Source organism: Pseudomonas sp. Mb7 (assembly GCF_054790525.1).
Map to the genome: position 1 here is coordinate 1,497,473 of NZ_CP186501.1, position 23,738 is coordinate 1,521,210.

Genomic DNA, 23,738 nt, shown 5'->3' on the forward strand with positions numbered 1-23,738 from the left:
TGAAACCGGTTGCCGGCTCGGGATTCTCTACTAAAGAAATCGGCCTTGAGGCCGATGGTTGTTCTGGGAAACGCTTTTTTAGGGAGTTCACATGTCACTGACGATCGGTTTTTCAAACCCGGGTACAGTCACCATCGGCGGTAAAACCGCAGCGACGATCAATGCGATGAACCAGGCAGAGGCGGACGCTTCCGACGAGGCGCTGGGCGTTGAAAAAGAACCGAGCAAACAAGTCAGGACTGGCGGCCCTGCGCAAGAAGCCAGCCAGGCCGATAGCGCGGACAGCGGCGACAGTCTCAATGTCACCGTGAAAATGCTGCTCAAGCGGATGAAAGAGTTGCAGAAGCAACTGCAGGAGCAGCAACAGCAACTGGCGGCGGCCCAGGCTGCGAGCTATCCGACGCCTGAGGCCAAGTCGCAGGCGGTGATGTCCATTCAGGGTCAGATCGCGCAGACCAGCGGCGCACTCATGGAGGTCGCGGCGGCGTTGCTCAAGGAAATGTCCCAGGGCTCCACCAGCGGCAACGTGGTCAACACCACGGCCTGAGCATTGAAGGGCGAAGCAGAGGATTCGTCCTTTAATCAATACCGATTTCTGATTGTTGACAAATGACGGCGGGATTCGCATAGTTCGGTCTACGCAAACGTTTGCGCGGCTTTCCCGGCGCATTATGGCCATGGGGAAAGCGAAGTAGCTTACGCCAGCGCAAGCGTTGCTCACAATAATCATAAGATCGGAGTGAACCCATGAAGCTGCCATTCGCTGGACGTCTTCTTGCTGTCGCTATGCTGGCTGCCACAGCCGCCGCACTACCTGTCTCCTCGGCATTCGCCGAATCCGCCGAAAAACCTAAAGTCGCGCTGGTCATGAAGTCTCTGGCCAACGAATTCTTCCTGACCATGGAAGATGGCGCCAAGGCGTACCAGAAAGAACACTCCGCCGATTTCGACCTGATCTCCAATGGCATCAAGGATGAAACCGACACTGCTGGCCAGACCCGCATCGTCGAGCAAATGATCCTGGCCAAGGTCAATGCACTGGTGATCGCGCCTTCTGATTCCAAGGCCATGGTGCCGGTGATCAAGAAAGCCGTCGATGCTGGTATCACCGTGATCAACATCGACAACCAACTTGATCCGGCCATCGTCAAAAGCAAAAACATCAGCGTGCCCTTCGTAGGTCCGGACAATCGCAAAGGCGCCCGTCTGGTCGGCGAATACCTGGCCAAGCAGCTTAAGGCTGGTGACGAAGTCGGCATCATTGAAGGTGTGTCCACCACGACCAACGCTCAGCAACGTACCGCTGGCTTCAAGGATGCGATGGACGCCGCACAGATCAAGATCGTTTCCCTGCAATCAGGTGACTGGGAAATCGACAAGGGCAACAAGGTTGCCGCTTCGATCCTCAGCGAATACCCGGACGTCAAAGCACTGCTGGCCGGTAACGACAGCATGGCCGTCGGCGCCGTTTCCGCAGTACGTGCCGCTGGCAAGGCCGGTCAGGTTCAGGTGGTCGGTTACGACAACATCAACGCTATCAAGCCAATGTTGAAGGATGGCCGCGTGTTGGCCACGGCTGACCAGTTCGCTGCCAAGCAGGCAGTGTTCGGCATCGAAACCGCGCTGAAAATCATCAAGGGCGAGAAAGTCGACAGCGGCGCCAACGGCGTGATCGAAACACCGGTCGAGCTGGTCACCAAGTAAGTCTTCTGGCGACACAACGGCGCTCGTCCGTCCGGGCGAGCGCATGGAGAGTTTTTATGTCAGTTTCCGCCCCGAACGCTGTCCTCTCGGTCAGCGGTATCGGTAAGACCTATGCGCAACCGGTGCTCACCGGCATCGATCTGACGCTGATGCGCGGTGAAGTGCTGGCGCTGACCGGCGAGAATGGTGCCGGCAAAAGTACCCTGTCGAAAATCATTGGCGGACTGGTCACGCCGACCACCGGCCAGATGCAATTCCACGGCAAGGACTACCGTCCGGGCAGCCGCACCCAGGCTGAAGAACTCGGCGTGCGTATGGTCATGCAAGAACTCAATCTGTTGCCGACATTGTCGGTCGCGGAAAACCTGTTTCTCGACAACCTGCCAAGCAACGGCGGCTGGATCAGCCGCAAACAACTGCGCAAAGCGGCGATCGAAGCCATGGCGCAAGTCGGTCTCGACGCGATTGATCCGGATACGCTGGTCGGCGAGCTGGGGATCGGGCATCAGCAGATGGTTGAAATCGCCCGTAACCTGATTGGCGATTGCCATGTGCTGATTCTCGATGAGCCGACCGCGATGCTGACCGCACGTGAAGTCGAAATGCTGTTCGAGCAGATCACCCGGTTGCAGGCGCGCGGCGTTTCAATCATTTACATTTCCCACCGTCTCGAAGAGCTGGCCCGTGTCGCACAGCGCATTGCCGTGCTGCGTGACGGCAATCTGGTCTGTGTCGAGCCGATGGCCAATTACAACAGCGAGCAACTGGTTACGCTGATGGTCGGTCGTGAACTGGGCGAGCACATCGACATGGGCCCGCGCAATATCGGCGCCCCGGCGCTGACTGTCACGGGTTTGAATCGCTCTGACAAAGTGCGCGATGTTTCATTCGAAGTCCGTGCCGGCGAGATCTTCGGGATTTCCGGATTGATCGGGGCAGGGCGCACAGAACTGCTGCGACTGATTTTTGGTGCGGACGTTGCCGACAGCGGCACCATCGCGCTCGGCTCCCCGGCCAAAGTGGTCAGTGTGCGCTCGCCGGTCGATGCGGTGCGCAACGGTATCGCGTTGATTACCGAAGACCGCAAGGGTGAAGGCCTGCTGCTGAGTCAATCGATCAGCGCCAACATCGCACTGGGCAACATGCCGGAAATCTCCAGTGGCGGTGTCGTCAACAATGGCGACGAGATCGCTTTGGCGCAGCGTCAGATCGACGCCATGCGCATTCGTAGTTCGAGTCCGACACAACTGGTTTCAGAGTTGTCCGGTGGCAACCAGCAGAAGGTTGTGATCGGCCGCTGGCTGGAGCGCGACTGTTCGGTGCTGCTGTTCGATGAGCCGACCCGTGGCATCGACGTCGGCGCCAAGTTCGACATTTATGCCTTGCTCGGCGAACTGACGCGCCAGGGCAAAGCGCTGGTGGTGGTCTCCAGTGACCTGCGTGAACTGATGCTGATCTGCGACCGGATCGGCGTGCTGTCGGCAGGGCGCTTGATCGACACCTTCGAGCGCGATAGTTGGACCCAGGATGATTTGCTTGCCGCCGCGTTCGCCGGCTACCAAAAACGTGATGCGTTGCTCAACGAAGCGGCGCCTAGGGATCTCCCATGAAAACTGCATCTCCTGCCGGCAAACGTAGTGGCAACTTCTATGGCCTGGGCACTTATCTGGGCCTGGCCGGTGCCTTGCTGGCGATGATTGCGCTGTTCTCGGTCTTGAGCAGCCACTTTCTGTCGTATAACACCTTCAGTACGCTGGCCAACCAGATTCCTGATCTGATGGTGCTGGCGGTCGGCATGACCTTCGTATTGATCATTGGCGGCATCGATCTTTCGGTGGGGTCGGTGCTGGCATTGGCTGCTTCGACGGTCAGCGTTGCCATTCTTGGCTGGGGCTGGGGCGTGTTGCCGTCAGCGTTGCTCGGCATGGCAGTGGCCGCACTGGCTGGCACCGTCACCGGTTCGATCACGGTGGCGTGGCGGATTCCATCGTTCATCGTTTCTCTCGGTGTGCTGGAAATGGCTCGGGGTCTGGCTTATCAGATGACGGGATCGCGCACCGCGTACATCGGTGATTCGTTTGCCTGGCTGTCGAACCCGATCGCGTTCGGCATCTCGCCATCGTTTATCATTGCCTTGCTGGTGATTATCATCGCTCAGGCCGTGTTGACCCGTACCGTGTTCGGTCGCTACCTGATCGGCATTGGCACCAACGAAGAGGCGGTGCGCCTCGCGGGGATCAATCCGAAACCCTACAAGATTCTGGTGTTCAGCCTGATGGGGCTGCTGGCCGGTATCGCTGCGCTGTTTCAGATTTCCCGTCTGGAAGCTGCTGACCCGAATGCCGGTTCCGGTCTGGAGTTGCAGGTAATCGCAGCTGTGGTTATCGGCGGTACCAGCCTGATGGGCGGGCGTGGTTCGGTGATCAGCACATTCTTTGGGGTCTTGATCATTTCGGTCCTGGCGGCAGGTCTGGCGCAGATCGGTGCGACTGAACCGACCAAACGAATCATCACCGGCGCCGTCATCGTGATCGCGGTGGTGCTCGACACTTATCGCAGTCAGCGCGCCAGTCGCCGGGGCTAAGAGATGGCAACGATCAAGGATGTGGCAGCCCTCGCGGGGATTTCCTACACGACGGTGTCGCATGTGGTGAACAACACCCGTCCGGTGAGTCAGGAAGTGCGGTTGAAAGTCGAGGCGGCGATCAAGAGCCTCGACTATGTGCCGAGTGCGGTGGCGCGCTCGCTCAAAGCCAAGACCACTGCAACCATCGGCCTGCTGGTGCCCAACAGTCTCAACCCGTACTTCGCCGAGTTGGCGCGGGGCATCGAGGATTATTGCGAGCGTAACGGCTATTGCGTGATCCTCTGCAACTCCGACGACAATCCCGACAAGCAGCGCAGCTATTTGCGCGTGTTGCTGGAGAAGCGCATCGACGGTTTGATCGTTGCTTCCGCTGGCGGTGACAGCGGCCTGGCGCAGGGGTTGGCCGGGGTGAAAACGCCGATGGTCATCGTCGACCGAAGTCTGGATGGCGTCGATGCCGATCTGGTGCGTATCGATCACGAATACGGCGCTTACCTCGCGACCCGGCACTTGCTTGAACTGGGGCACCGCGACATCGCCACCATCGGCGGCCCGGCCAGCACCAGTGTTGCGCAGATGCGTCTGGCCGGCTATTGCCGAGCGCTGAAAGAGGCGGGCGTTGATGTCCGTCAGGAGCGCATGCTGGAAAGCGATTTCACCAGTACTGGCGGGTACAACGCAGCGGCGATTCTGCTCGAGCGCAATCCGCCGAGCGCAATCTTTGCCGGTAACGACATGATCGGCATTGGTGTGCTGCGAGCGGCGGCGGAGCGCAATGTGCGCGTGCCGAGCGAGCTGTCGGTGATTGGTTTCGACGATATCCAGATGAGTCGTTACGTCTACCCGGCACTCACCACGGTGGGGCAATCAATCCTGCAACTGGGCGAGATGGCGGCCGAAGTACTGCTGCGCAGGATTGCCACGCCGAACCTGGGCACTGATCAACGGATCGTGACCCCGAGTATTGTCTTGCGCGAATCCACTGCACCGTTGTCCGGCGTGTTCACCGAATACCGCTGAAACCGAATTGACGAGTAATGATGTATGCCAGCAAATGTAGTGGTAATAGGCAGCCTGAACATGGATCTGGTGACCCGGGCGCCACGGCTGCCGGTCGGTGGCGAAACGTTGATCGGTCATTCGTTTGCCACGGTTTCCGGCGGCAAGGGCGCCAATCAGGCGGTGGCCGCAGCGCGTTTGGGCGCGCAGGTGGCGATGGTTGGCTGTGTTGGCAGCGACGATTATGGCGTGCAACTACGCAACGCCTTGTTGGCCGAACAGATCGATTGCCAGGCAGTGAGCGCTGTCGATGACTCCAGTGGTGTGGCGTTGATCGTGGTCGATGACAACAGTCAGAACGCCATTGTCATCGTCGCCGGCGCCAATGGCGCCATGACGCCCGCAGTGATCGACCGGTTTGATGCGGTGCTGCAAGCCGCAGACGTGATCATCTGCCAGCTCGAAATTCCGGATGCCACGGTGGGGCATGCGCTCAAGCGCGCGCGCGCGCTGGGTAAAATCGTGATCCTCAATCCGGCGCCGGCCAGTCGTCCACTGCCGGCAGACTGGTTTGCGGCGATCGACTACCTGATCCCCAATGAGAGCGAAGCGACCGTGTTGAGCGGGTTGCCGGTGGACTCGCAGGAAACGGCAGAAAGTGCAGCCAGTCAGTTGATCGCCATGGGTGCGGGCAAAGTCATTATTACCCTTGGTGCGCAAGGCTCGCTGTTCGCCAATGGCCAAAGCTTTGAGCATTTCCCGGCGCCCAAAGTGAAGGCCGTCGACACCACGGCCGCAGGCGACACGTTCGTGGGTGGTTTCGCCGCTGCGCTGGCCAATGGCAGGTCCGAGGCCGAGGCGATTCGTTTCGGGCAGATCGCCGCCGCGTTATCGGTAACCCGCGCCGGCGCGCAGCCGTCCATTCCAACCCTATCCGACGTACAGGCCTTTAAACCCGCATGAAAAAGACTCCTCTGCTCAACGTCGCATTGTCGCGACTAATCGCGTCCCTGGGCCATGGCGACATGGTGGTCATTGGTGATGCCGGGCTGCCGGTGCCGCCGGGTGTCGAGCTAATTGATCTGGCGCTGACCCACGGTGTCCCGGATTTCGTCAGTACCCTGAAAGTCGTGCTAAGCGAGATGCAGGTGGAAAGCCATGCACTGGCCAAAGAAATCTTCGACAAGCAACCGACCGCACTGAATGCGCTGGACGCGTTGAATGAAGAGGGTGCTCTGGGCCGTCGTGATCTGCTCAGTCACGAGCAATTCAAGGTTCTCAGCCGACAGGCACGGGCGATTGTTCGTACAGGCGAATGTCAGCCGTACTGCAACATCGTGCTGGTCGCTGGAGTCACCTTTTAACTTTTGATTTCACAAGCACAAGGAATGCGCCATGCAACGCTATGCTCAGAAACTGCATCAACTCATCCGGGGTTTACTGCTTTTGTCCGTAATCACTGCGACCGGCGCTCAGGCGGCGGAAAAAATCGACCTGATCATCGATACCGATCCAGGGGCCGACGACGTGGTCGCCCTGTTGTTCGCGCTGGCCTCGCCGGAAGAACTGAACATTCGCGCGCTGACCACCGTGGCCGGCAACGTGCGCCTCGACAAGACTTCGCGTAACGCACGACTGGCGCGCGAGTGGGCAGGGCGCGAGGACGTACCGGTTTATGCTGGCGCGCCGAAGCCGCTGATGCGCACACCGATCTACGCCGAGAACATCCATGGCAAGGAAGGCCTGTCGGGTGTCACCGTGCACGAACCGAAAAAGGGGCTGGCTGAGGGCAATGCTGTCAACTACCTGATCGATACCCTGAAAAAAGCCAAGCCGCACAGCATCACGATCGCCATGCTTGGTCCGCAGACCAACCTGGCATTGGCGCTGATCCAGGAGCCTGAAATTGTTCAGGGCATCAAGGAAGTGGTGATCATGGGTGGTGCGCACTTCAACGGCGGCAACATCACCCCGGTGGCTGAATTCAACCTGTTTGCTGACCCGCAAGCGGCCGAAGTGGTCCTGAAAAGCGGCGTGAAACTGACCTACCTGCCACTGGACGTGACCCACAAGATTCTCACCAGTGACGCGCGACTGAAGCAGATCGCTGCGCTGAACAACAACGCGAGCAAGATTGTCGGCGACATCCTCAATGAGTACATCAAAGGCGACATGGAGCACTACGGTATTCCGGGTGGCCCGGTGCATGACGCTACCGTTGTGGCCTATCTGCTCAAGCCGGAACTGTTCACCGGTCGCTCGGTGAATGTCGTGGTGGATAGTCGTGAAGGGCCGACTTTCGGTCAGACCATCGTCGATTGGTACGACGGCCTGAAGGCGCCGAAAAACGCCTTCTGGGTGGAAAATGGCGACGCGCAAGGCTTCTTTGACTTGCTGACCGAGCGTCTGAAACGTCTGAAGTAAGCCACTCCCCCGCAGGTGCCAGCCTGCGGGTTTTTACACCCTCTCAGTGTGTTCAGCCTGCTCGCTGGGGTAGCGCTCGAAAATCTGCTTGATGAATTGCTTGGCCGCTTCTGTGCCCAACTCTTTGACCAATAGATCGATACCAATCAGCGCAAGCTCCTCGGTGGTTCCCGGGCTGTAAGAGCTGTGTCCGTCTGCCCATTTGGCATTAATGGCGGCGTCGATGCTGATGGTGGTCATGAGAGCGCTCGAATAGTCGGAAGATCTTGTATTTGAGTTAACCATTTTGTCGGGCATTTGGCACTGCGACTTAGGCATGAGCGGAGCGCTATGCGACACTTGGTCTTTTAAGGCTTCCAAGGATTGTGCTGTGCAGATCGATTTGAACACCCCTGACGGCCTCACGCTCGACGCGGTGCGCCAGTTGCTCGCCTCGGCCAGTGATGACGAACACACGCAGCTGCGCGTGACCAAGGGCGGTATCGCTTACATTTCTTCGGGTATCACCGGTGGGCAGGATATCGACGGTTTGCTGTTTCGCCTGGAAACCTGGGCCAAGGGTTCAGGGTACGTGGGTAACGTCGCGGCCAGTGATGAGGTGTGGGTGATGCAGATTTTCAACGCGTTGAAGGAGAACTGGCCGAATCCGCCGTATGACTACATCGATGTCTATTGAGCACCGTTAATATTCAGTCACGATTGATTGATGAAGTGGTACGTGCCGCTCAGGCACACTCGGCGCTTTTCCGGTCGTGGGGCAGGGTGATGGCCTTGGCTGTGAAACCAATCGCTTGAATGGCGGTCGCACGATCTCAGCTTAACCATTTTGAAAACAAGGAGGCTTCATGCCTTTGAAGTTCGCGACACTGGGTGCACTTATGGCCGCTGTGATGTTGGCCGGTTGCAGCACGACCTCCAGCGAGTCGGCAAAGGAATCTGTGGCGACCGAAGCCGGTCATAGCCGCTGTGAAGCATCGGCGGCGGAGTTCGCCATTGGCAAGAAAGCTTCGCCAGAGTTGCTGGAGCAGGCGCGCAACAAAGCCGGGGCGCAAAATGCTCGCTTCCTCAAGCCGAACGACATGATCACGCTCGAGTACCGCTCCGATCGCTTGAATCTGAACACCGACAACAACCTGGTGATCACTCGTGTCAACTGCGGCTGATTAGCGAAGGCTTTTATTGCAGGCATAAAAAACCCCGTCACATGGACGGGGTTTTTTTAGTGCGCGCAGAAATTACTCTGGGCGAACCTGTGCAGCTTGCATACCCTTTTGGCCTTTCTCAGCCACGAAAGAGACGGTCTGGCCTTCTTTCAGGCTTTTGAAACCGTCGGATTCGATAGCTTTGAAGTGTACGAACAGGTCGTCACCGCCACCTTGAGGAGTGATGAAGCCGAAGCCTTTTTCATCGTTGAACCACTTAACGGTGCCGGTTTGGCGATTAGACATGGTGTATCTCCAAGAAACATATATTTTTCAGTACTGTGCTGCTCAGGCCAACTGGGCACACCCGGGTATCATAGTCGAAATGTTCGCTTTGGTAGCCCCCCGGACGTGCTGTTTGCCAATCAGTCGTGTTTTCTTTACTGCCTTTATCGGCTGAAAGCCCCGGTTTACAAGGCTTTTGGCGGAACGTAAAGACGATAAAAAAACCTGTAAAACCTGCATAAATCATCTGAAAAGGCTCAAATTCAGCCCTTTTTAGCGGCGCTGAGCCAACTCAGAAGACTTCTTTGATCACTTTTTCGCCGGAGTATTTGCCTTGCATTTGGCGATTTGGCCCAGTGCTTTCTGCTGCAATTCAGGAGTGGCTTTGTTGTCCATCAGCGCCTGAATGTCGCTCGCTGGATAAGACTTGATGGCGTCAGCGCCGCAAGCACAATGGGATTTGGCAGCCGCAGCACCGATTTGTTGGGTCGCCGCCTGGGTGCATTGCGCCATGTACTTCTCGCGCTCGCCCTTCGGCCAGTCGGCGTGGGCGCTCAGCGGCAGTAACATAACGATAGGGGCGACGACGGCGAACAGGGTATTCAGACGCATGCGAGGATGCTCCTTGTGGGTCAATGTCTTGTTATCTGAGGGCTGAAAGGCCTATCAAGTTCAGCACTCTGGCATAAAAACAGACGATTTGCCTTCTGATCAAACAGAGGCATAAGTGACCGCTCATCTGTGCTAGCATGCCGGGCTCAAGCGTTCTCAGGCTCCGGATGACCTACAGTCCCGGCAGCGGTCAACGTGCGAATATTTTCGATTTGAATCCCAGTCACTCTGGTTCGGTTTTCCGGTTGGCCGCAAGGCTCCTGCCGCTGTAAGGCAGGCGTTCGTCATTGAATGGCCTGGATCGGATCTTGTACTGGCTCATCCCAACCCACGTGACCTTTGGTAGGGGTCACCACTAGGAGAGGAGGCGCCATGCCAACTATTACTCTTCCCGACGGCAGTCAACGTTCATTCGATCACCCGGTTTCCGTAGCCGAGGTCGCCGCATCCATTGGTGCCGGTCTGGCCAAAGCCACCCTGGCCGGCAAGGTCAATGGCCAACTGGTCGACGCCAGCGACATCATCAGCAGCGACGCGACCCTGCAAATCATCACGCCAAAGGATGAAGAGGGGCTGGAGATCATTCGCCACTCTTGCGCTCACCTGGTGGGTCATGCGGTCAAACAGTTGTACCCGACTGCGAAAATGGTCATCGGGCCGGTCATCGACGAAGGCTTCTATTACGACATCGCCTTCGAACGTCCTTTTACTCCGGACGACATGGCCGCTATCGAACAGCGCATGCAACAGCTGATCGAAAAAGATTACGACGTGATCAAGAAAGTCACTCCGCGCGCCGAAGTGATCGAAGTGTTCAAGGCTCGTGGCGAAGACTACAAGTTGCGCCTGGTCGAGGACATGCCGAACGAACAGGCCATGGGTCTGTACTATCACGAAGAATACGTCGACATGTGCCGCGGTCCGCACGTGCCGAACACGCGTTTCCTGAAATCCTTCAAGCTGACCAAGCTGTCCGGTGCCTACTGGCGCGGCGACGCCAAGAACGAGCAGTTGCAGCGCGTTTACGGCACCGCTTGGGCAGACAAGAAGCAACTGGCGGCTTACATTCAGCGCATCGAAGAAGCTGAAAAGCGCGATCACCGCAAGATCGGCAAGCGTCTGGGCCTGTTCCACACCCAGGAAGAATCCCCGGGCATGGTGTTCTGGCACCCGAACGGCTGGACTCTGTACCAGGTGCTCGAGCAGTACATGCGCAAGATCCAGCGCGACAACGGCTACCTCGAAATCAAGACGCCGCAAGTCGTTGACCGCAGCCTGTGGGAGAAATCCGGGCACTGGGCCAACTACGCCGACAACATGTTCACCACGCAGTCGGAAAACCGCGACTACGCGATCAAGCCAATGAACTGCCCATGCCACGTGCAGGTGTTCAATCAGGGCCTGAAGAGCTACCGCGAGCTGCCGATGCGTCTGGCCGAGTTCGGTGCCTGCCACCGTAACGAGCCATCGGGTGCTCTGCACGGCATCATGCGCGTACGTGCGTTCACTCAGGACGACGCCCACATCTTCTGCACCGAAGAGCAGATGCAGGCTGAGTCCGCCGCGTTTATCAAGCTGACCATGGACGTTTATCGTGACTTCGGCTTTACCGATGTCGAGATGAAGCTGTCCACTCGTCCGGAAAAACGTGTCGGTTCCGACGAGTTGTGGGATCGCGCTGAAGCTGCATTGGCTGCAGCCCTTGATTCTGCGGGCCTGCCGTACGATCTGCAGCCGGGTGAGGGCGCGTTCTACGGTCCGAAGATCGAGTTCTCGCTGAAAGACTGCCTTGGTCGGGTCTGGCAATGTGGTACTCTGCAGCTCGATTTTAACCTGCCTGTCCGTTTGGGCGCTGAATACGTCTCTGAAGACAACAGCCGCAAACACCCAGTGATGTTGCACCGTGCGATCCTCGGTTCCTTCGAGCGTTTCGTCGGGATTCTGATCGAGCACTACGAAGGTGCGTTCCCTGCCTGGCTCGCGCCAACGCAGGCGGTGATCATGAATATCACTGATAAACAGGCAGATTTTGTTGCAGAAGTTGAAAAAACTCTCAACGAAAGCGGATTTCGTGCCAAGTCCGACTTGAGAAATGAAAAGATCGGCTTTAAAATCCGCGAGCATACTTTGCTCAAGGTTCCCTATCTCTTGGTAATCGGAGATAAGGAAGTCGAGATGCAGACTGTCGCTGTGCGTACTCGTGAAGGTGCTGACCTGGGCTCGATGCCCGTCGCCCAGTTCGCTGAGTTTCTCGCGCAAGCGGTTTCCCGGCGTGGTCGCCCAGATTCGGAGTAATTATTATTAAGCGTGAAATGAGACAAGATAAACGAGCTGCACCGAAAGCCCCGATCAACGAGAATATCTCGGCACGCGAGGTTCGGTTAATTGGGGCTGAAGGTGAACAGCTTGGGATTGTGTCAATTGAAGACGCGCTTCTTAAGGCTGAAGAGGCCAAACTGGATTTGGTGGAAATTTCCGCCGATGCAGTACCCCCTGTTTGCAAACTGATGGACTACGGCAAATCGATCTTCGAGAAGAAGAAACAGGTTGCCGCAGCCAAGAAAAACCAGAAGCAGATTCAGGTTAAAGAAATCAAGTTTCGTCCAGGGACGGAGGAAGGGGATTACCAGGTAAAACTGCGCAACCTGGTACGTTTCCTGAGTGATGGGGACAGGGCCAAGGTATCCTTGCGATTCCGCGGCCGTGAGATGGCCCACCAGGAGCTGGGGATGGAACTCCTCAAGCGGGTTGAAGCTGACCTGCTCGAGTACGGTTCGGTCGAACAGCATCCTAAGATGGAAGGACGCCAGCTGATCATGGTCATCGCCCCGAAAAAGAAGAAGTAATCAACAGGGCACGGCAGGCCTTCTGATTATGTTTATCAACTGAATGCGGAGTATCCGAACATGCCAAAAATGAAAACCAAAAGTGGTGCTGCTAAGCGGTTTCTGAAAACTGCTAACGGTATCAAGCACAAGCACGCTTTCAAGAGCCACATCCTGACTAAAATGTCGACCAAGCGTAAGCGTCAACTGCGCGGTAGCAGCTTGCTGCATCCGTCTGACGTGGCAAAAGTCGAGCGCATGCTGCGCCTTCGTTAATTTTAGTCAAGAATAGAGGAAGTAACTCATGGCTCGTGTAAAGCGTGGCGTCATTGCCCGTAAGCGTCACAAAAAAATTCTGAAACTTGCTAAAGGCTACTACGGCGCACGCTCCCGCGTATTCCGTGTTGCCAAGCAAGCGGTAATCAAGGCAGGCCAATACGCCTACCGTGACCGTCGTCAGAAAAAGCGTCAGTTCCGCGCTCTGTGGATCGCTCGTATCAACGCTGGTGCTCGTGTTAACGGTCTGTCCTACAGCCGTTTCATCGCTGGCCTGAAAAAAGCGTCCATCGAGATCGACCGTAAGGTTCTGGCTGATCTGGCAGTGAACGAAAAAGCGGTGTTTGCTGCGATTGTCGAGAAAGCTAAAGCCACCTTGGCTTAAGTACCCCCGACAATCACCCGGCCTCACTTCCGTGGGGTCAGGTGGTAAACGTCTTAAATAGGGGAAGAGCCTTCAAGCTCTTCCCCTATTTTGTATCTGGAGTCTGTACATGGAAAACCTGGATGCGCTGGTCTCTCAAGCACTAGAGGCTGTGCAAAGCGCTGAAGATATCAATGCCCTGGAGCAAATCCGGGTTCAATACCTTGGCAAAAAGGGCGAATTGACTCAGGTGATGAAGACCCTGGGGAATTTGCCGGCAGAAGAGCGTCCGCAAGTCGGCGCCCTGATCAACGTTGCCAAGGAACGTGTTACAGGCGTTCTCAATGCGCGCATGGCTCTGTTTGAAGAAGCCGAACTGGCTGCCAAACTGTCTGCCGAATCCATTGACGTGACATTGCCGGGTCGTGGTCAGACCTCCGGTGGTCTGCATCCAGTGACCCGGACTCTGGAACGTGTCGAGCAGTTCTTCACCCGCATCGGCTACGGCATTGCCGAAGGCCCTGAGGTCGAAGACGACTATCACAACTTTGAAGCGCTCAACATCCCAGGCCATCACCCGGCCCGGTCGATGCATGACACCTTCTATTTCAACGCCAACATGCTGCTGCGAACCCATACCTCGCCGGTACAGGTCCGCACCATGGAATCGAAGCAGCCGCCGATCCGCATCGTCTGCCCAGGCCGCGTGTATCGCAGCGACTCCGATATCACCCACTCGCCGATGTTCCACCAGGTCGAAGGCCTGCTGGTTGATCGCGACATCAATTTTGCCGATCTCAAAGGCACCATCGAAGAATTCCTGCGGGTGTTCTTCGAAAAAGAGCTGGCCGTACGTTTCCGTCCTTCGTACTTCCCGTTCACCGAGCCATCCGCTGAAGTCGACATGGAATGCGTGATGTGCAGCGGTAAAGGCTGCCGTGTCTGCAAGCAGACCGGCTGGCTGGAAGTGATGGGCTGCGGCATGGTTCACCCGAACGTGTTGCGCATGTCCGGCATCGATCCGGAAGAGTTCTCCGGTTTTGCTTTCGGCATGGGTGTCGAGCGTCTGGCCATGCTCCGTTACGGCGTGAACGACTTGCGTCTGTTCTTCGACAACGACTTGCGGTTCCTCGCGCAATTTCGCTAGTCGTAACGAATTCTTAGGAGAGCAGGATGAAATTCAGTGAACAATGGCTGCGTGGCTGGGTTAGCCCGCAGGTAGATCGCGATGAGCTGGTTGCTCGTCTGTCGATGGCGGGCCTTGAGGTCGATAGCGTGACCCCGGCCGCCGGTGTTTTCAGTGGTGTGGTGGTGGGCGAGGTGCTGAGCACCGAGCAACACCCTGATGCCGACAAGCTGCGTGTGTGCCAGGTCAGCAATGGCGCGGAAACTTTCCAGGTCGTGTGCGGTGCGCCAAACGTGCGTCCGGGCCTGAAGATTCCGTTCGCCATGATCGGCGCTGAGCTGCCGGGCGACTTCAAGATCAAGAAGGCCAAGCTGCGCGGCGTCGAGTCGAACGGCATGCTGTGCTCGCAAGCCGAGCTGCAGATCGGTGAAGGCAACGACGGTCTGATGGAGCTGCCGGTCGATGCACCGGTGGGCGAAGACTTCCGTGTGTACCTGGATCTGGAAGACGCCAGCATCGAGGTCGACCTGACCCCGAACCGCGGCGACTGCCTGTCCCTAGCCGGTCTGGCCCGTGAAGTTGGCGCGCTGTACGACGCACCAGTGACCCGTCCAGTGGTCATGACCATTCCTGCCGTGCACGATGAAGTGCGTTCGGTAGAAGTGCTGGCGCCTGCCGCGTGCCCACGTTACCTGGGCCGCGTTATCCGTAACGTTGACCTGTCCAAGCCGACGCCGCTGTGGATGGTGGAGCGTCTGCGTCGCGCTGACGTGCGCAGCATCGACGCTGCCGTCGACATCACCAACTACGTGATGCTCGAACTGGGTCAGCCATTGCACGCTTTCGATCTCGCCGAAATCAATGGCGGCATCCGTGTGCGCATGGCGGAGGAGGGCGAGAAGCTGGTACTGCTCGACGGTCAGGAAGTCAGCCTGCGTAGCGATACGCTGGTGATTGCCGACCACACCCGCGCGCTGGCGATTGCCGGTGTGATGGGTGGTGAGCACAGTGGTGTCTCCGCGACCACTCGCGATGTATTCCTGGAAAGTGCGTTCTTCGACCAGATCGCTGTGGCGGGCAAGGCTCGTTCCTACGGCCTGCACACCGATGCGTCGCACCGCTACGAGCGTGGCGTTGACTGGCAACTGGCCCGTGAAGCCATGGAGCGCGCCACTGGCCTGCTGCTGGACATTACTGGCGGCGAAGCCGGCCCGATCATCGAGACCGTCAGCGAGCAGCATCTGCCGTCGATCGCGCCGATCACTCTGCGTTCCCAGCGCATCACCCAGATGCTCGGTATGGAAATGGATTCCGCGCAGGTCGAGCGTTTGCTCGGCGGTCTGGGTCTTGGCATTACTGCCGACGGTGAAGGTCAGTGGCGCGTAGAAGTGCCAAGCCATCGCTTCGACATCAGCCTGGAAGTCGATCTGATCGAAGAGCTGGCCCGCCTGTACGGCTACAACCTTCTGCCGGTTCGTTACCCGCAAGCACGCCTGGCACCGCAAGCCAAGGCTGAAGCGCGCAGCGATCTGCCGGAGCTGCGCCGTCTGCTGGTGGCGCGTGGTTATCAGGAAGCGATCACTTACAGCTTCATCGATCCGCGTCAGTTCGAACTGTTCAACCCGGGCGTCGAGCCGTTGTTGCTGGCCAATCCGATCTCCAATGACATGGCGGCAATGCGCTCTTCGTTGTGGCCAGGTCTGGTCAAAGCGCTGCAGCACAACCTCAACCGTCAGCAAGATCGCGTGCGTCTGTTCGAAAGCGGTCTGCGCTTCGTCGGTCAGCTCGAAGGCCTGAAGCAAGAGCCGATGCTGTCCGGCGTGGTTTGCGGTAGCCGCCTGCCGGAAGGTTGGGCGCAAGGTCGCGACACGGTTGATTTCTTCGACGTCAAGGCTGACGTGGAAGCGGTGCTGGGCTTCGCCGGTGCACTGGATTCGTTCACCTTCGCTCCGGGCAAACACCCTGCGTTGCACCCTGGTCAAACCGCGCGCATTGAGCGCGAAGGGCGTGAAGTCGGTTTCATCGGCGCCATTCACCCGGAATTGTCGAAAGCCTTGGGTCTGGACCGTCCGGTCTTCGTTTTCGAGCTGGTTCTGGCTGAAGTGGCACTCGGTAAAATGCCGAAATTCCACGAGTTGTCGCGCTTTCCTGAAGTGCGTCGTGACCTTGCACTGATTGCGCACAAAGACGTCGCGTCCGCGGCCGTACTGGACGTAATCCGTGAAAATGCAGGCGAATGGCTCACGGATCTCAGGCTGTTTGACGTGTATCAGGGTAAAGGCATTGATCCTGATAGAAAAAGCCTTGCAGTTGGCTTGACCTGGCAGCATCCATCGCGCACTCTTAATGACGATGAGGTGAATTCGACGACGCAAAATATCCTCACCTCGCTCGAACAAAGGTTGAACGCCACGTTAAGGAAGTGACGTATGGGGGCTTTGACGAAAGCTGAGATGGCGGAACGTCTGTATGAAGAGCTGGGCCTGAACAAGCGGGAAGCCAAGGAATTGGTCGAACTGTTTTTCGAGGAGATCAGGCACGCTCTTGAAGACAACGAGCAGGTCAAATTGTCCGGTTTCGGCAATTTCGACCTTCGGGACAAACGCCAGCGGCCTGGCCGCAACCCGAAAACGGGGGAAGAAATCCCGATCACGGCTCGCCGTGTGGTCACCTTTCGTCCAGGGCAGAAGTTGAAGGCCCGAGTTGAGGCTTATGCTGGAACCAAGTCATAACGACGAACTACCCGTCATCCCGGGCAAACGCTACTTCACCATTGGTGAAGTCAGCGAGCTGTGTGCCGTAAAGCCACACGTGCTGCGCTACTGGGAGCAGGAGTTTCCTCAACTCAACCCCGTCAAACGCCGCGGAAACCGCCGGTATTATCAGCGCCAGGACGTGCTGATGATCCGGCAGATCCGCGCGCTCCTTTACGATCAGGGTTTCACCATCGGCGGCGCACGCTTGCGCTTGTCCGGCGATGAAGCCAAAGACGACACGACCCAATACAAGCAGATGATTCGGCAGATGATTGCCGAATTGGAAGATGTGCTGGTGGTTCTCAAGAAATAAAAAGCAGCGTTTGAATACTTCCAGTTTTCAAACGCTTGCGCTATATTCTTGAGCGTTCTTCGAGGTGAAGAACAGTTGCAAAACCAGTCGGGGCGTAGCGCAGTCCGGTAGCGCACTAGCATGGGGTGCTAGGGGTCGAGTGTTCGAATCACTCCGTCCCGACCATAATTCCTGATTAAAATCAGACACTTAAGCCGATCAGATGGATCGGCTTTTTTGTGCCTGCGCAAAACCCGCGCAAAACTTGCGCAAAACTACCCTGTGAATTCGCTGATATTGAGGTCTGGAATTGCTTCGGACCAGACGATTTCGGCGTGATCCTTCTGGTAGTTTTTGGTCATGCTCTCACTGGCATGTCCGGCGATTTTCTGCCCGTCCTTTCCGGCTTTCTGATACAGGTGCAACGACAGCGCCCGCACTTCATGGAAGCCCGGCATTTCCTCTTCTTTCCATCCCTTATAGCAACCCGCCGCCTCCCGAGCCTTTTTAAAGGCTCCGGTCAAATATCGTTCTTCGACCTTTGTCCAGTGTTCCTTCGTCAGTGCCTGTTTCTGCTTCTTGCGATCAGGTCTGCGGTGGATCAGGTAAGGCGAGACGATGTCATCCCGGCACCGGCTGATCACTGCCTGGAGCTCGTCGGTCACTTTGAACCGGATCCACGCCGCATCACTGGCCTTGGCCGTCTTTTGCTGTACCACATACAAACAGCCTTCCCGAACACCATCGAATCGCATGTTGAGGATGTCGGTTCGACGCTGCGCAGTGATCAGCGCCAGGTCGATTGCGTTCTGCAGCCACGGCGGAGACTTCTCTCGGATGGATTTCAGGCCTTCAACGGTATGTCGCTTGCGCTGCTTCTTCTCGATCCGGTTGATGGTGCTGCCCGCTGGGTTGTCCGGGCACAGGCCCTTAGCCGCTGCGTGGTTGAAGATGTCGATCAGCAGGGCGCGGCACTGGTTGGCAGTGCGCGGCGTGAGGGCGTCCAGCATCTCCGCAATCATGCGAATCGTGATCTGGTCGACCGCTTTACCTTCGAACTGCTTCCGGAAACGTCGGAAGTGAACGGCATATAGGCCCAAGGTTCCTTTCGCCAGTTCGCGCGGCGGCAGCACGTCGCGTTCGTATGCGTCCAGGAAGCCGGCGAATGACTCGGAAGTGCTGCCCATCACTGCGCCAATCAGGTCGGCGCCGCGCATGAACTCCAGATTCAGCTGCTTCGCCGCATCGATCGCTTTGATTCGGTCCGAGCCGAACTGGAACCACTTACCGTCGGTAGGCCGGCGGTAGCGATAGGTCGAGCGCCGCGAATCGAAGTACAGGTTCTGCGGAAGGCTCTTGTTCGCCTTGTTGCGCGGCCGTGGGACCATCATGCAGCTCCTTTCAATACCATCGCGACCAGGTCGTTTCCGGCCGACTTGCTGAACGCGGTCCAATCAACGTACCAGAGTTTGCCGATCTGCTCGCCGGGCACCTGGCCGTTGCGGATGTAGTTGCGGATCGCTTGGGGGCAGGGTGGTGTACCGTTCTCACCCCAGCGCCGGCGCTGGAATTCACTGATCTTGATCAGCTCTTTTTTCATTGGTGATGCTCCATGCCGCGCGTGGCGGCAGAAGGTGGTGATGGGTTACGCCGGCAACAAGCCTTTCGCTTTTGCTTCTGTCCGGCACTGCTCGCGGAACTCCCGAGCTTTTTCGATTGCTTGCTGTTTGGTGGCTGCTTTCCAAGTGGAGCCGACCTGGATGAATTTTCCGCGCAGCTTCCCGCACCAGTGTTTGACGAAGTCGCCGTTCTCGATCTGGCAGATGGTGCCGGCCGATGCTTTTGGCGCCGTCGCGTAATCCACCAGCTTCTGGTCGTAAGTTAATTCGGGCATGCGAATTCCTCGCCCGCCGTACACCGGCAGGCTGTTGAGTGGTTGGGGTTATTGCTGGAACAGTTCGGCGGGGACTTTCACGGTGCCGCCGTGCTTGACAAAGACCACGGCGCGGAACACTGCGATGGTTCGGGTTTCGCCGGGCTGGCGGTTGAATGGATCGTTGGTGGCGTCGGCCAGCCACGGGTAACGGTGGCCAGCGTCGACCCAGACGCCGTACTTCATGATCATTTGCTCGGCGTCGGGCAGGGCGAAGAGATCCATCTGACCGGTGCCGGGTTGTTGATCACCCTCGATCGCGTTGATTGCCCAGTCCAGCGCCGGGCCGGTCAGTTCCTCGGTGCGGACGCTGACCATGCGGCTCATGGCTTGGGCCCGGGATGCCAGCGCGCCTTGTATTGAGCGATGAACTCGGGAGGGTACGAACTGATCCAGCCGCATTGGCACTGAAACTGTTCGCCATTCCATCGAGTTCTCGCCCAGACCATGCAAACGTCGTCGCCGCAATATGGTGTGTAGCCAGGCTTCCTCATTAGCGCTTCTTCCATGCGGCTCATCGCCACGGCCCCTTGTAGATGAGGTAGGCCATGTAGAGCGGGGCGAAGATCATGGCGTCACCTCTGAGACTTCTGGAATTTCCTCGAACTTGTAAGTCTTGACGACCCGCTCTTCGACGTCAGTGATCTTGATGAATTTGGCCTCTTCAACCCAAGGGTAGGCGTCGGGCTCGCCGTGCTTGCCGCCGCCGCTCATCTCACAAAAGGCGAGAGCGCGACCATCGGGCAGGATGAAGGCCTTCACATCGACCTCGTAGTTTCGCTCCCAACTGTAGTGGCACCAAGACGGAACTCCGGGGGCGTCCACTGCGCTGTAACGCACCTCGTTTACCGCGTCATCGTGCGAGCTCTCATCGTAAAGCTGATCCAGATCCTCGCCGGACATGGACGCCAAATCTTCAAGCGTAACGGGGCTATTCGGTGCATCGCGCAGGCTGTCGTACTTGTAGCCGAAAGCATCGATTCCGTGATGCATCACCAGCAGCTTGGCCATCTGGCTTGCAGTGAGCGTGTTCAGTGAGTGGTGAATGTTTGTATCGAGCATAGGGGTTCCTTGCCGCTATAGCGGCTGACTTTGAAGGGGGAGGGGTTACAGGTTTTGCGGGTGGAGTACGGATGTGATATTGGTCGGCGATCGAGCGGCTGGCCGCTCAAATTTTTTTGGGTCTGAGATGGAACCAGAATGCTCCAATACAACGCTGCTACTATGTGCCAGTAGGTTTGCCTCTTATACTTATCTCGCCTGCCGATTGGGCAGTAAACCAAACAAGGAAATTTATGGTTGATAAACAATCAACATCTGACGAGACATTGCACTCGTCCGAGCAGAACAAGTCGAAAGCGCCTGATTCTCCAGGAGACGTCGCAAAGTTCGCCACGACCCTTGGCGGGGCAGCATTGGGGAACATGATTTTCCCCGGCGTAGGCGGGGCTCTCCTTGGAGCCGCTTTGGGTGCGTACTTTGCTTTGAAAGCTACTAAGGACGTGGCCGATGGAGATTGAGTTGGATGGCGTAACGCTTGTTTCGGGACTTGGCGTTGGAGTATTTGTGATCATTTATGTAATCGCAGCCTGGCGGCGCAACGTAAAGCCAGATCTTCAACAAGCCGTCATTTTGGGTATGTCGTGGGCTGGATTTGCGACCACGGCAAATCTCGGCCTCCAAGTTGCGGTTTCAAAGGCTAGCGATCTCGGGGTGCTTGCAGATCAAAGAGTTACAATTTGGTTTGGCGTGGCGGCGGTGATGTGGGTATCTATCACAACAATGTACGGAGTATTCGTCAAACTTCGTGACGACGCAGGCGTGCGTAGCACGCAGTCCGCACCGAGTTAACGCAAAACCCGGCTGTCTATAGCTCTGCGCGCTAAGTCACTTTAGTTGTTGTAGAAGACGCCGGCCGATCCAGCGCACGCACGGCACGGCCTTGCTGTTGCCGATCGCCTTGTAGCGCGGGCCGTCCGGGCATTCGCTGGCGGGCTTGCCGCGCCAAGGGATCAGCGTGTAGTCGTCAGTCATTCCCTGGAGGCGTTCGCACTCGCGCGGGATCAGGCGCCGAACCGAGGCGCCGACTTGAGCCGAAGGCATCCCCTGACCAGCCTTGCCACCACCGCATCCGAGCGCGCCGGTGATACTGCCGTCGCCACCTTCATAGCGCAGCTCGGCTCGGGAGTTCTCGGCGAATGCGGCCACAATCGGTTGGCCGCGCCCGGTACCGTCCTCGCTCCCGTCGAAACCGTCAGCCTTTAGCGTGTGCGTGATGTCACCAGTGATGCACACTGCGAGCTGGCCGCCGGCGTTTGCATGGCTTCCGGAGTGGTTCATTGCGCGCAGCGTGGGAGTGACATCGCCAGCGTCGGCGCCGTGATCCTTGCAGGAGAAGGCGAGCACGGCGTTTTCCATCCCGTTGTTACGGCCCAAGGTATGGGCCTGCTCGAAGCGCACATCCGGGTCTTGCGTGCCATGCACAACCAGCAGCCCGGATTCTGCGTCTTGCTGAGTTGCGCTGCCGGCCGCCTTGCCGTTGGAATTGAGAGTGCCAGCCACGATGAACGCCTCGGAGTCTGCGCGGTGGCTGCTTTGCGCTTGGGCGCGCAGTGCTGGTGCGGTGATAGGGATATCGTCGAGCGAGTAACCTCCGGACTTGCGCGCGCCGCCGGCGAGAGTTGGCGCGATAAAGAACGTCTCGCTTTCCATGTCGAGCCGGGTGTCCTTCGCGGTGAGCGTTGCAGACCGTTCAACCGATCCGCTAAGGCTGTGACCGCCGAAGGCTGGCACACCGCAAAACACTCCAACCGCCGGGCCTTCGTCACCCTCGCAATTCGGGCAACCGTACTGCCCTAATGACTCGTCGAAGGTGTATCCGCATCCGCACTGGAGCGCAGGGCCGAAAGGAGCTGATCCGGTAACGTCTTGCCCCTCGCCTCGGCGCGGCGCAGTATCCCGGCGCACGCCTTCTCGCTCAAAAAGTACCTCGGTGGGATCGAATCCGTCTCGAGCACTTGCGACAACGAACACACGGCGGCGTCGTTGGGCCAGGCCGAAATATTGGGCGTCCAGGATCCGCCACGCGATTGTTCTTTTGGGTCCATACACACAACCAGCGTCCGGCCACTTCTTCCCTGAAGGCTGCAGTTCGCAGTCTTCCCCAGCAAGCGCGCCAAGAAAGCATCCGAAGGCGTTGCCTTTGTCGCTGAGGACGCCGGGGACGTTTTCCCAGACGATAACGCAGGCGGGCTTTCGCTGGCCGGCGCGAACATAGTCAACTGCATCTGCAAGCTCCACGTATTTGATGGTGAGGGCGCCGCGCGGGTCTGTGAGGCCTTCGCGCATCCCGGCGACCGAGAAGGCTTGGCACGGTGTTCCGCCGACGAGGACGTCCGGCGCGGCGATTTTGCCGGCCAGCACCTGTGCGCCGAGTTTGGTCATGTCGCCGAGGTTCGGCGTGTACGGGTAGTGGTGGGCCAGCACCGCGCTGGGGAACGCTTCGATCTCGGCGAACCAGGTCGCCCGCATGCCGAGCGGCTTCCATGCAAGCGTTGCCGCCTCGATGCCGGAGCAGACCGAGCCGTAAGTGATTTCCATAGGGGATCCTCGCCGGCTGGCGTGATTTGTAGAATTAGGGTATGTATGTCTAAATCTGAATTAAAGTTGGGCTATTTATGGGAATAAGATCGGTCACGTACGAGCTGTTGGAAGATAAATCTGTATCCCAGTTTCCTTGTCGAATATGCTATCGCGAAACGAACCATAAGATGATAAGTAACTATATAGAAAGAGGTAGTGAGGAACATGGTCATAATATGTATGACTGGCGAATAGAGAAGCAGATAGTTCAATGTCTGGGTTGTGAAGATGTTTCGTTTCGAGTTTCCAGTACGAACTCTGAAGATTACGAGCATGACGATGAAGGGTTGATGTATAACCCTCCGGCAGTCAAGTATTATCCTGGTAGAACTGCCGGCTCGAGAATTGAGGAGTACTGGTTGCTGCCTAATCGCATCAGTCAGATTTACTCAGAGGCTCGATCCGCAGTAGAAGGCGAGCTTCTAATTATTGCTGGTATTGCGATTCGCGCGTTACTTGAAGCAATTTGTACGGAAGTTAAGGCGGCAGGAAGGGATCTCTATAAGAAAATCGACGATTTGCACGTTAAGTCTCTTGTTACAAAGGAAGGTGTCGAAACGCTTCAAAAAGTTCGTGTCTTAGGGAATAGAGCAGCTCATGAGTCGGAGGCTCACTCCCAAAGTCAATTGATTTTAGCGCTTGAAGTGGTTGAGCATATATTAGTTGGTGCGTATATTATTCCTGCCAAGGTCAAAACCACCTTCAAAAACTTGGAAGTTAATGCGCAAAATATTCTGGCGCCACCAAAGGCGCCAACAGCTACAGAGTGAT

30 protein-coding genes and 1 tRNA gene are annotated in these 23,738 nt (G+C 57.3%); 22 read left to right on the forward strand and 9 right to left on the reverse strand.

Features of this window, described 5'->3' with window-relative positions:
* The first annotated feature begins 91 nt into the window (after positions 1-91).
* The 8 genes from ACOYXH_RS06775 (at position 92) to ACOYXH_RS06810 (ending at position 7,714) form a co-directional block, all read left to right on the forward strand.
* Positions 92-547, forward strand: coding sequence for a hypothetical protein (locus ACOYXH_RS06775; protein WP_095047639.1), 456 nt, complete (start codon positions 92-94; stop codon positions 545-547).
* Between the two features lie 200 nt (positions 548-747).
* The gene (locus ACOYXH_RS06780) at positions 748-1,704 is read left to right on the forward strand and encodes a sugar ABC transporter substrate-binding protein (RefSeq protein WP_016984936.1); all 957 of its coding nucleotides are present in this window, start codon (positions 748-750) and stop codon (positions 1,702-1,704) included.
* A gap of 56 nt (positions 1,705-1,760) precedes the next feature.
* Positions 1,761-3,314, forward strand: a complete 1,554-nt coding sequence (locus ACOYXH_RS06785; protein ID WP_186624929.1) for a sugar ABC transporter ATP-binding protein — start codon at positions 1,761-1,763, stop codon at positions 3,312-3,314.
* Positions 3,311-4,288 carry an ABC transporter permease gene (locus tag ACOYXH_RS06790; RefSeq protein ID WP_007913478.1) on the forward strand — a complete coding sequence of 326 codons (978 nt, stop codon included), beginning with the start codon at positions 3,311-3,313 and terminating at the stop codon, positions 4,286-4,288. The genes ACOYXH_RS06785 and ACOYXH_RS06790 overlap by 4 nt, the downstream gene beginning before the upstream one ends.
* Positions 4,289-4,291: 3 nt before the next feature.
* On the forward strand, positions 4,292-5,311 hold the full coding sequence (locus ACOYXH_RS06795) for a LacI family DNA-binding transcriptional regulator (RefSeq protein WP_095047638.1): 1,020 nt from the start codon (positions 4,292-4,294) through the stop codon (positions 5,309-5,311).
* A 24-nt stretch (positions 5,312-5,335) separates the two neighbouring features.
* Positions 5,336-6,253 carry a ribokinase gene (rbsK, locus tag ACOYXH_RS06800; RefSeq protein WP_095047637.1) on the forward strand — a complete coding sequence of 306 codons (918 nt, stop codon included), beginning with the start codon at positions 5,336-5,338 and terminating at the stop codon, positions 6,251-6,253.
* On the forward strand, positions 6,250-6,654 hold the full coding sequence (rbsD, locus tag ACOYXH_RS06805; protein WP_095047636.1) for a D-ribose pyranase: 405 nt from the start codon (positions 6,250-6,252) through the stop codon (positions 6,652-6,654). The genes rbsK and rbsD overlap by 4 nt, the downstream gene beginning before the upstream one ends.
* Positions 6,655-6,685: 31 nt before the next feature.
* Positions 6,686-7,714, forward strand: coding sequence for a nucleoside hydrolase (locus tag ACOYXH_RS06810; protein WP_095047635.1), 1,029 nt, complete (start codon positions 6,686-6,688; stop codon positions 7,712-7,714).
* A 33-nt stretch (positions 7,715-7,747) separates the two neighbouring features.
* Here the strand turns inward: ACOYXH_RS06810 and ACOYXH_RS06815 are convergent, their stop codons facing one another.
* A complete protein-coding gene (locus ACOYXH_RS06815; protein ID WP_460063853.1) occupies positions 7,748-7,954 on the reverse strand; it encodes a hypothetical protein in 207 nt (68 codons plus the stop codon).
* A gap of 130 nt (positions 7,955-8,084) precedes the next feature.
* On the opposite strand from ACOYXH_RS06815, the gene ACOYXH_RS06820 reads away from it, so the two are divergent.
* Together ACOYXH_RS06820 and ACOYXH_RS06825 are read left to right on the forward strand one after the other, a co-directional pair.
* Positions 8,085-8,390 (forward strand): hypothetical protein, encoded by a 306-nt coding sequence (locus ACOYXH_RS06820; RefSeq protein WP_095047634.1) that lies wholly within the window; start codon positions 8,085-8,087, stop codon positions 8,388-8,390.
* Between the two features lie 169 nt (positions 8,391-8,559).
* Positions 8,560-8,877: an I78 family peptidase inhibitor gene (locus ACOYXH_RS06825; protein ID WP_034152742.1), complete on the forward strand. Its 318-nt coding sequence runs from the start codon at positions 8,560-8,562 to the stop codon at positions 8,875-8,877.
* A gap of 72 nt (positions 8,878-8,949) precedes the next feature.
* On the opposite strand, the gene ACOYXH_RS06830 is transcribed toward ACOYXH_RS06825, so the two are convergent.
* The gene (locus tag ACOYXH_RS06830) at positions 8,950-9,162 is read right to left on the reverse strand and encodes a cold-shock protein (protein ID WP_003179963.1); all 213 of its coding nucleotides are present in this window, start codon (positions 9,160-9,162) and stop codon (positions 8,950-8,952) included.
* Between the two features lie 288 nt (positions 9,163-9,450).
* The gene (locus ACOYXH_RS06835) at positions 9,451-9,753 is read right to left on the reverse strand and encodes a hypothetical protein (protein ID WP_095047633.1); all 303 of its coding nucleotides are present in this window, start codon (positions 9,751-9,753) and stop codon (positions 9,451-9,453) included.
* 372 nt (positions 9,754-10,125) lie between these two features.
* Here ACOYXH_RS06835 and thrS point away from each other — a divergent pair, with 372 nt between their 5' ends.
* The 9 genes from thrS (at position 10,126) to ACOYXH_RS06880 (ending at position 17,578) form a co-directional block, all read left to right on the forward strand.
* Positions 10,126-12,048 (forward strand): threonine--tRNA ligase, encoded by a 1,923-nt coding sequence (thrS, locus tag ACOYXH_RS06840; protein ID WP_007913488.1) that lies wholly within the window; start codon positions 10,126-10,128, stop codon positions 12,046-12,048.
* Complete coding sequence (gene infC, locus ACOYXH_RS06845) at positions 12,048-12,599, forward strand: translation initiation factor IF-3 (protein ID WP_170947229.1); 552 nt, start codon at positions 12,048-12,050, stop codon at positions 12,597-12,599. Before thrS ends, infC begins: the two co-directional genes overlap by 1 nt.
* A 60-nt stretch (positions 12,600-12,659) precedes the next feature.
* Positions 12,660-12,854, forward strand: coding sequence for a 50S ribosomal protein L35 (gene rpmI, locus ACOYXH_RS06850; RefSeq protein WP_002553160.1), 195 nt, complete (start codon positions 12,660-12,662; stop codon positions 12,852-12,854).
* A 28-nt stretch (positions 12,855-12,882) separates the two neighbouring features.
* Entirely contained in the window at positions 12,883-13,239 is a 357-nt protein-coding gene (rplT, locus tag ACOYXH_RS06855; protein ID WP_007913489.1) for a 50S ribosomal protein L20, read from the forward strand.
* A 109-nt stretch (positions 13,240-13,348) separates the two neighbouring features.
* Positions 13,349-14,365 carry a phenylalanine--tRNA ligase subunit alpha gene (gene pheS, locus ACOYXH_RS06860; protein ID WP_003226365.1) on the forward strand — a complete coding sequence of 339 codons (1,017 nt, stop codon included), beginning with the start codon at positions 13,349-13,351 and terminating at the stop codon, positions 14,363-14,365.
* A gap of 26 nt (positions 14,366-14,391) precedes the next feature.
* On the forward strand, positions 14,392-16,770 hold the full coding sequence (gene pheT, locus ACOYXH_RS06865) for a phenylalanine--tRNA ligase subunit beta (RefSeq protein ID WP_460063858.1): 2,379 nt from the start codon (positions 14,392-14,394) through the stop codon (positions 16,768-16,770).
* A 3-nt stretch (positions 16,771-16,773) separates the two neighbouring features.
* Positions 16,774-17,076 (forward strand): integration host factor subunit alpha, encoded by a 303-nt coding sequence (ihfA, locus tag ACOYXH_RS06870; RefSeq protein WP_002553164.1) that lies wholly within the window; start codon positions 16,774-16,776, stop codon positions 17,074-17,076.
* Positions 17,057-17,413 (forward strand): MerR family transcriptional regulator, encoded by a 357-nt coding sequence (locus ACOYXH_RS06875; RefSeq protein ID WP_003179985.1) that lies wholly within the window; start codon positions 17,057-17,059, stop codon positions 17,411-17,413. The genes ihfA and ACOYXH_RS06875 overlap by 20 nt, the downstream gene beginning before the upstream one ends.
* A gap of 88 nt (positions 17,414-17,501) precedes the next feature.
* Positions 17,502-17,578: transfer RNA gene (locus ACOYXH_RS06880), tRNA-Pro, on the forward strand.
* 89 nt (positions 17,579-17,667) lie between these two features.
* Here the strand turns inward: ACOYXH_RS06880 and ACOYXH_RS06885 are convergent.
* The 5 genes from ACOYXH_RS06885 to ACOYXH_RS06905 form a co-directional block, all read right to left on the reverse strand.
* Positions 17,668-18,780, reverse strand: coding sequence for a tyrosine-type recombinase/integrase (locus ACOYXH_RS06885; protein WP_095047631.1), 1,113 nt, complete (start codon positions 18,778-18,780; stop codon positions 17,668-17,670).
* Positions 18,780-18,992 carry a hypothetical protein gene (locus ACOYXH_RS06890; protein ID WP_197869543.1) on the reverse strand — a complete coding sequence of 71 codons (213 nt, stop codon included), beginning with the start codon at positions 18,990-18,992 and terminating at the stop codon, positions 18,780-18,782. The genes ACOYXH_RS06885 and ACOYXH_RS06890 overlap by 1 nt, the downstream gene beginning before the upstream one ends.
* Positions 18,993-19,037: 45 nt before the next feature.
* Positions 19,038-19,286: a hypothetical protein gene (locus tag ACOYXH_RS06895; protein WP_460410392.1), complete on the reverse strand. Its 249-nt coding sequence runs from the start codon at positions 19,284-19,286 to the stop codon at positions 19,038-19,040.
* Positions 19,287-19,334: 48 nt separating this feature from the next.
* Positions 19,335-19,652 carry a hypothetical protein gene (locus ACOYXH_RS06900; protein ID WP_460410393.1) on the reverse strand — a complete coding sequence of 106 codons (318 nt, stop codon included), beginning with the start codon at positions 19,650-19,652 and terminating at the stop codon, positions 19,335-19,337.
* A 240-nt stretch (positions 19,653-19,892) separates the two neighbouring features.
* A complete protein-coding gene (locus ACOYXH_RS06905) occupies positions 19,893-20,387 on the reverse strand; it encodes a hypothetical protein (RefSeq protein WP_460410394.1) in 495 nt (164 codons plus the stop codon).
* Positions 20,388-20,620: 233 nt separating this feature from the next.
* Here ACOYXH_RS06905 and ACOYXH_RS06910 point away from each other — a divergent pair, with 233 nt between their 5' ends.
* Positions 20,621-20,845 carry a hypothetical protein gene (locus tag ACOYXH_RS06910; RefSeq protein WP_460410395.1) on the forward strand — a complete coding sequence of 75 codons (225 nt, stop codon included), beginning with the start codon at positions 20,621-20,623 and terminating at the stop codon, positions 20,843-20,845.
* Positions 20,835-21,176, forward strand: a complete 342-nt coding sequence (locus ACOYXH_RS06915) for a hypothetical protein (RefSeq protein WP_460410396.1) — start codon at positions 20,835-20,837, stop codon at positions 21,174-21,176. Before ACOYXH_RS06910 ends, ACOYXH_RS06915 begins: the two co-directional genes overlap by 11 nt.
* A 36-nt stretch (positions 21,177-21,212) precedes the next feature.
* Here the strand turns inward: ACOYXH_RS06915 and ACOYXH_RS06920 are convergent, their stop codons facing one another.
* Positions 21,213-22,925: a DNA cytosine methyltransferase gene (locus tag ACOYXH_RS06920; protein WP_460410397.1), complete on the reverse strand. Its 1,713-nt coding sequence runs from the start codon at positions 22,923-22,925 to the stop codon at positions 21,213-21,215.
* 170 nt (positions 22,926-23,095) lie between these two features.
* Between ACOYXH_RS06920 and ACOYXH_RS06925 the strand changes: the two genes are divergently transcribed.
* Complete coding sequence (locus ACOYXH_RS06925; protein WP_460410398.1) at positions 23,096-23,737, forward strand: DUF4145 domain-containing protein; 642 nt, start codon at positions 23,096-23,098, stop codon at positions 23,735-23,737.
* Position 23,738 lies beyond the last annotated feature (1 nt).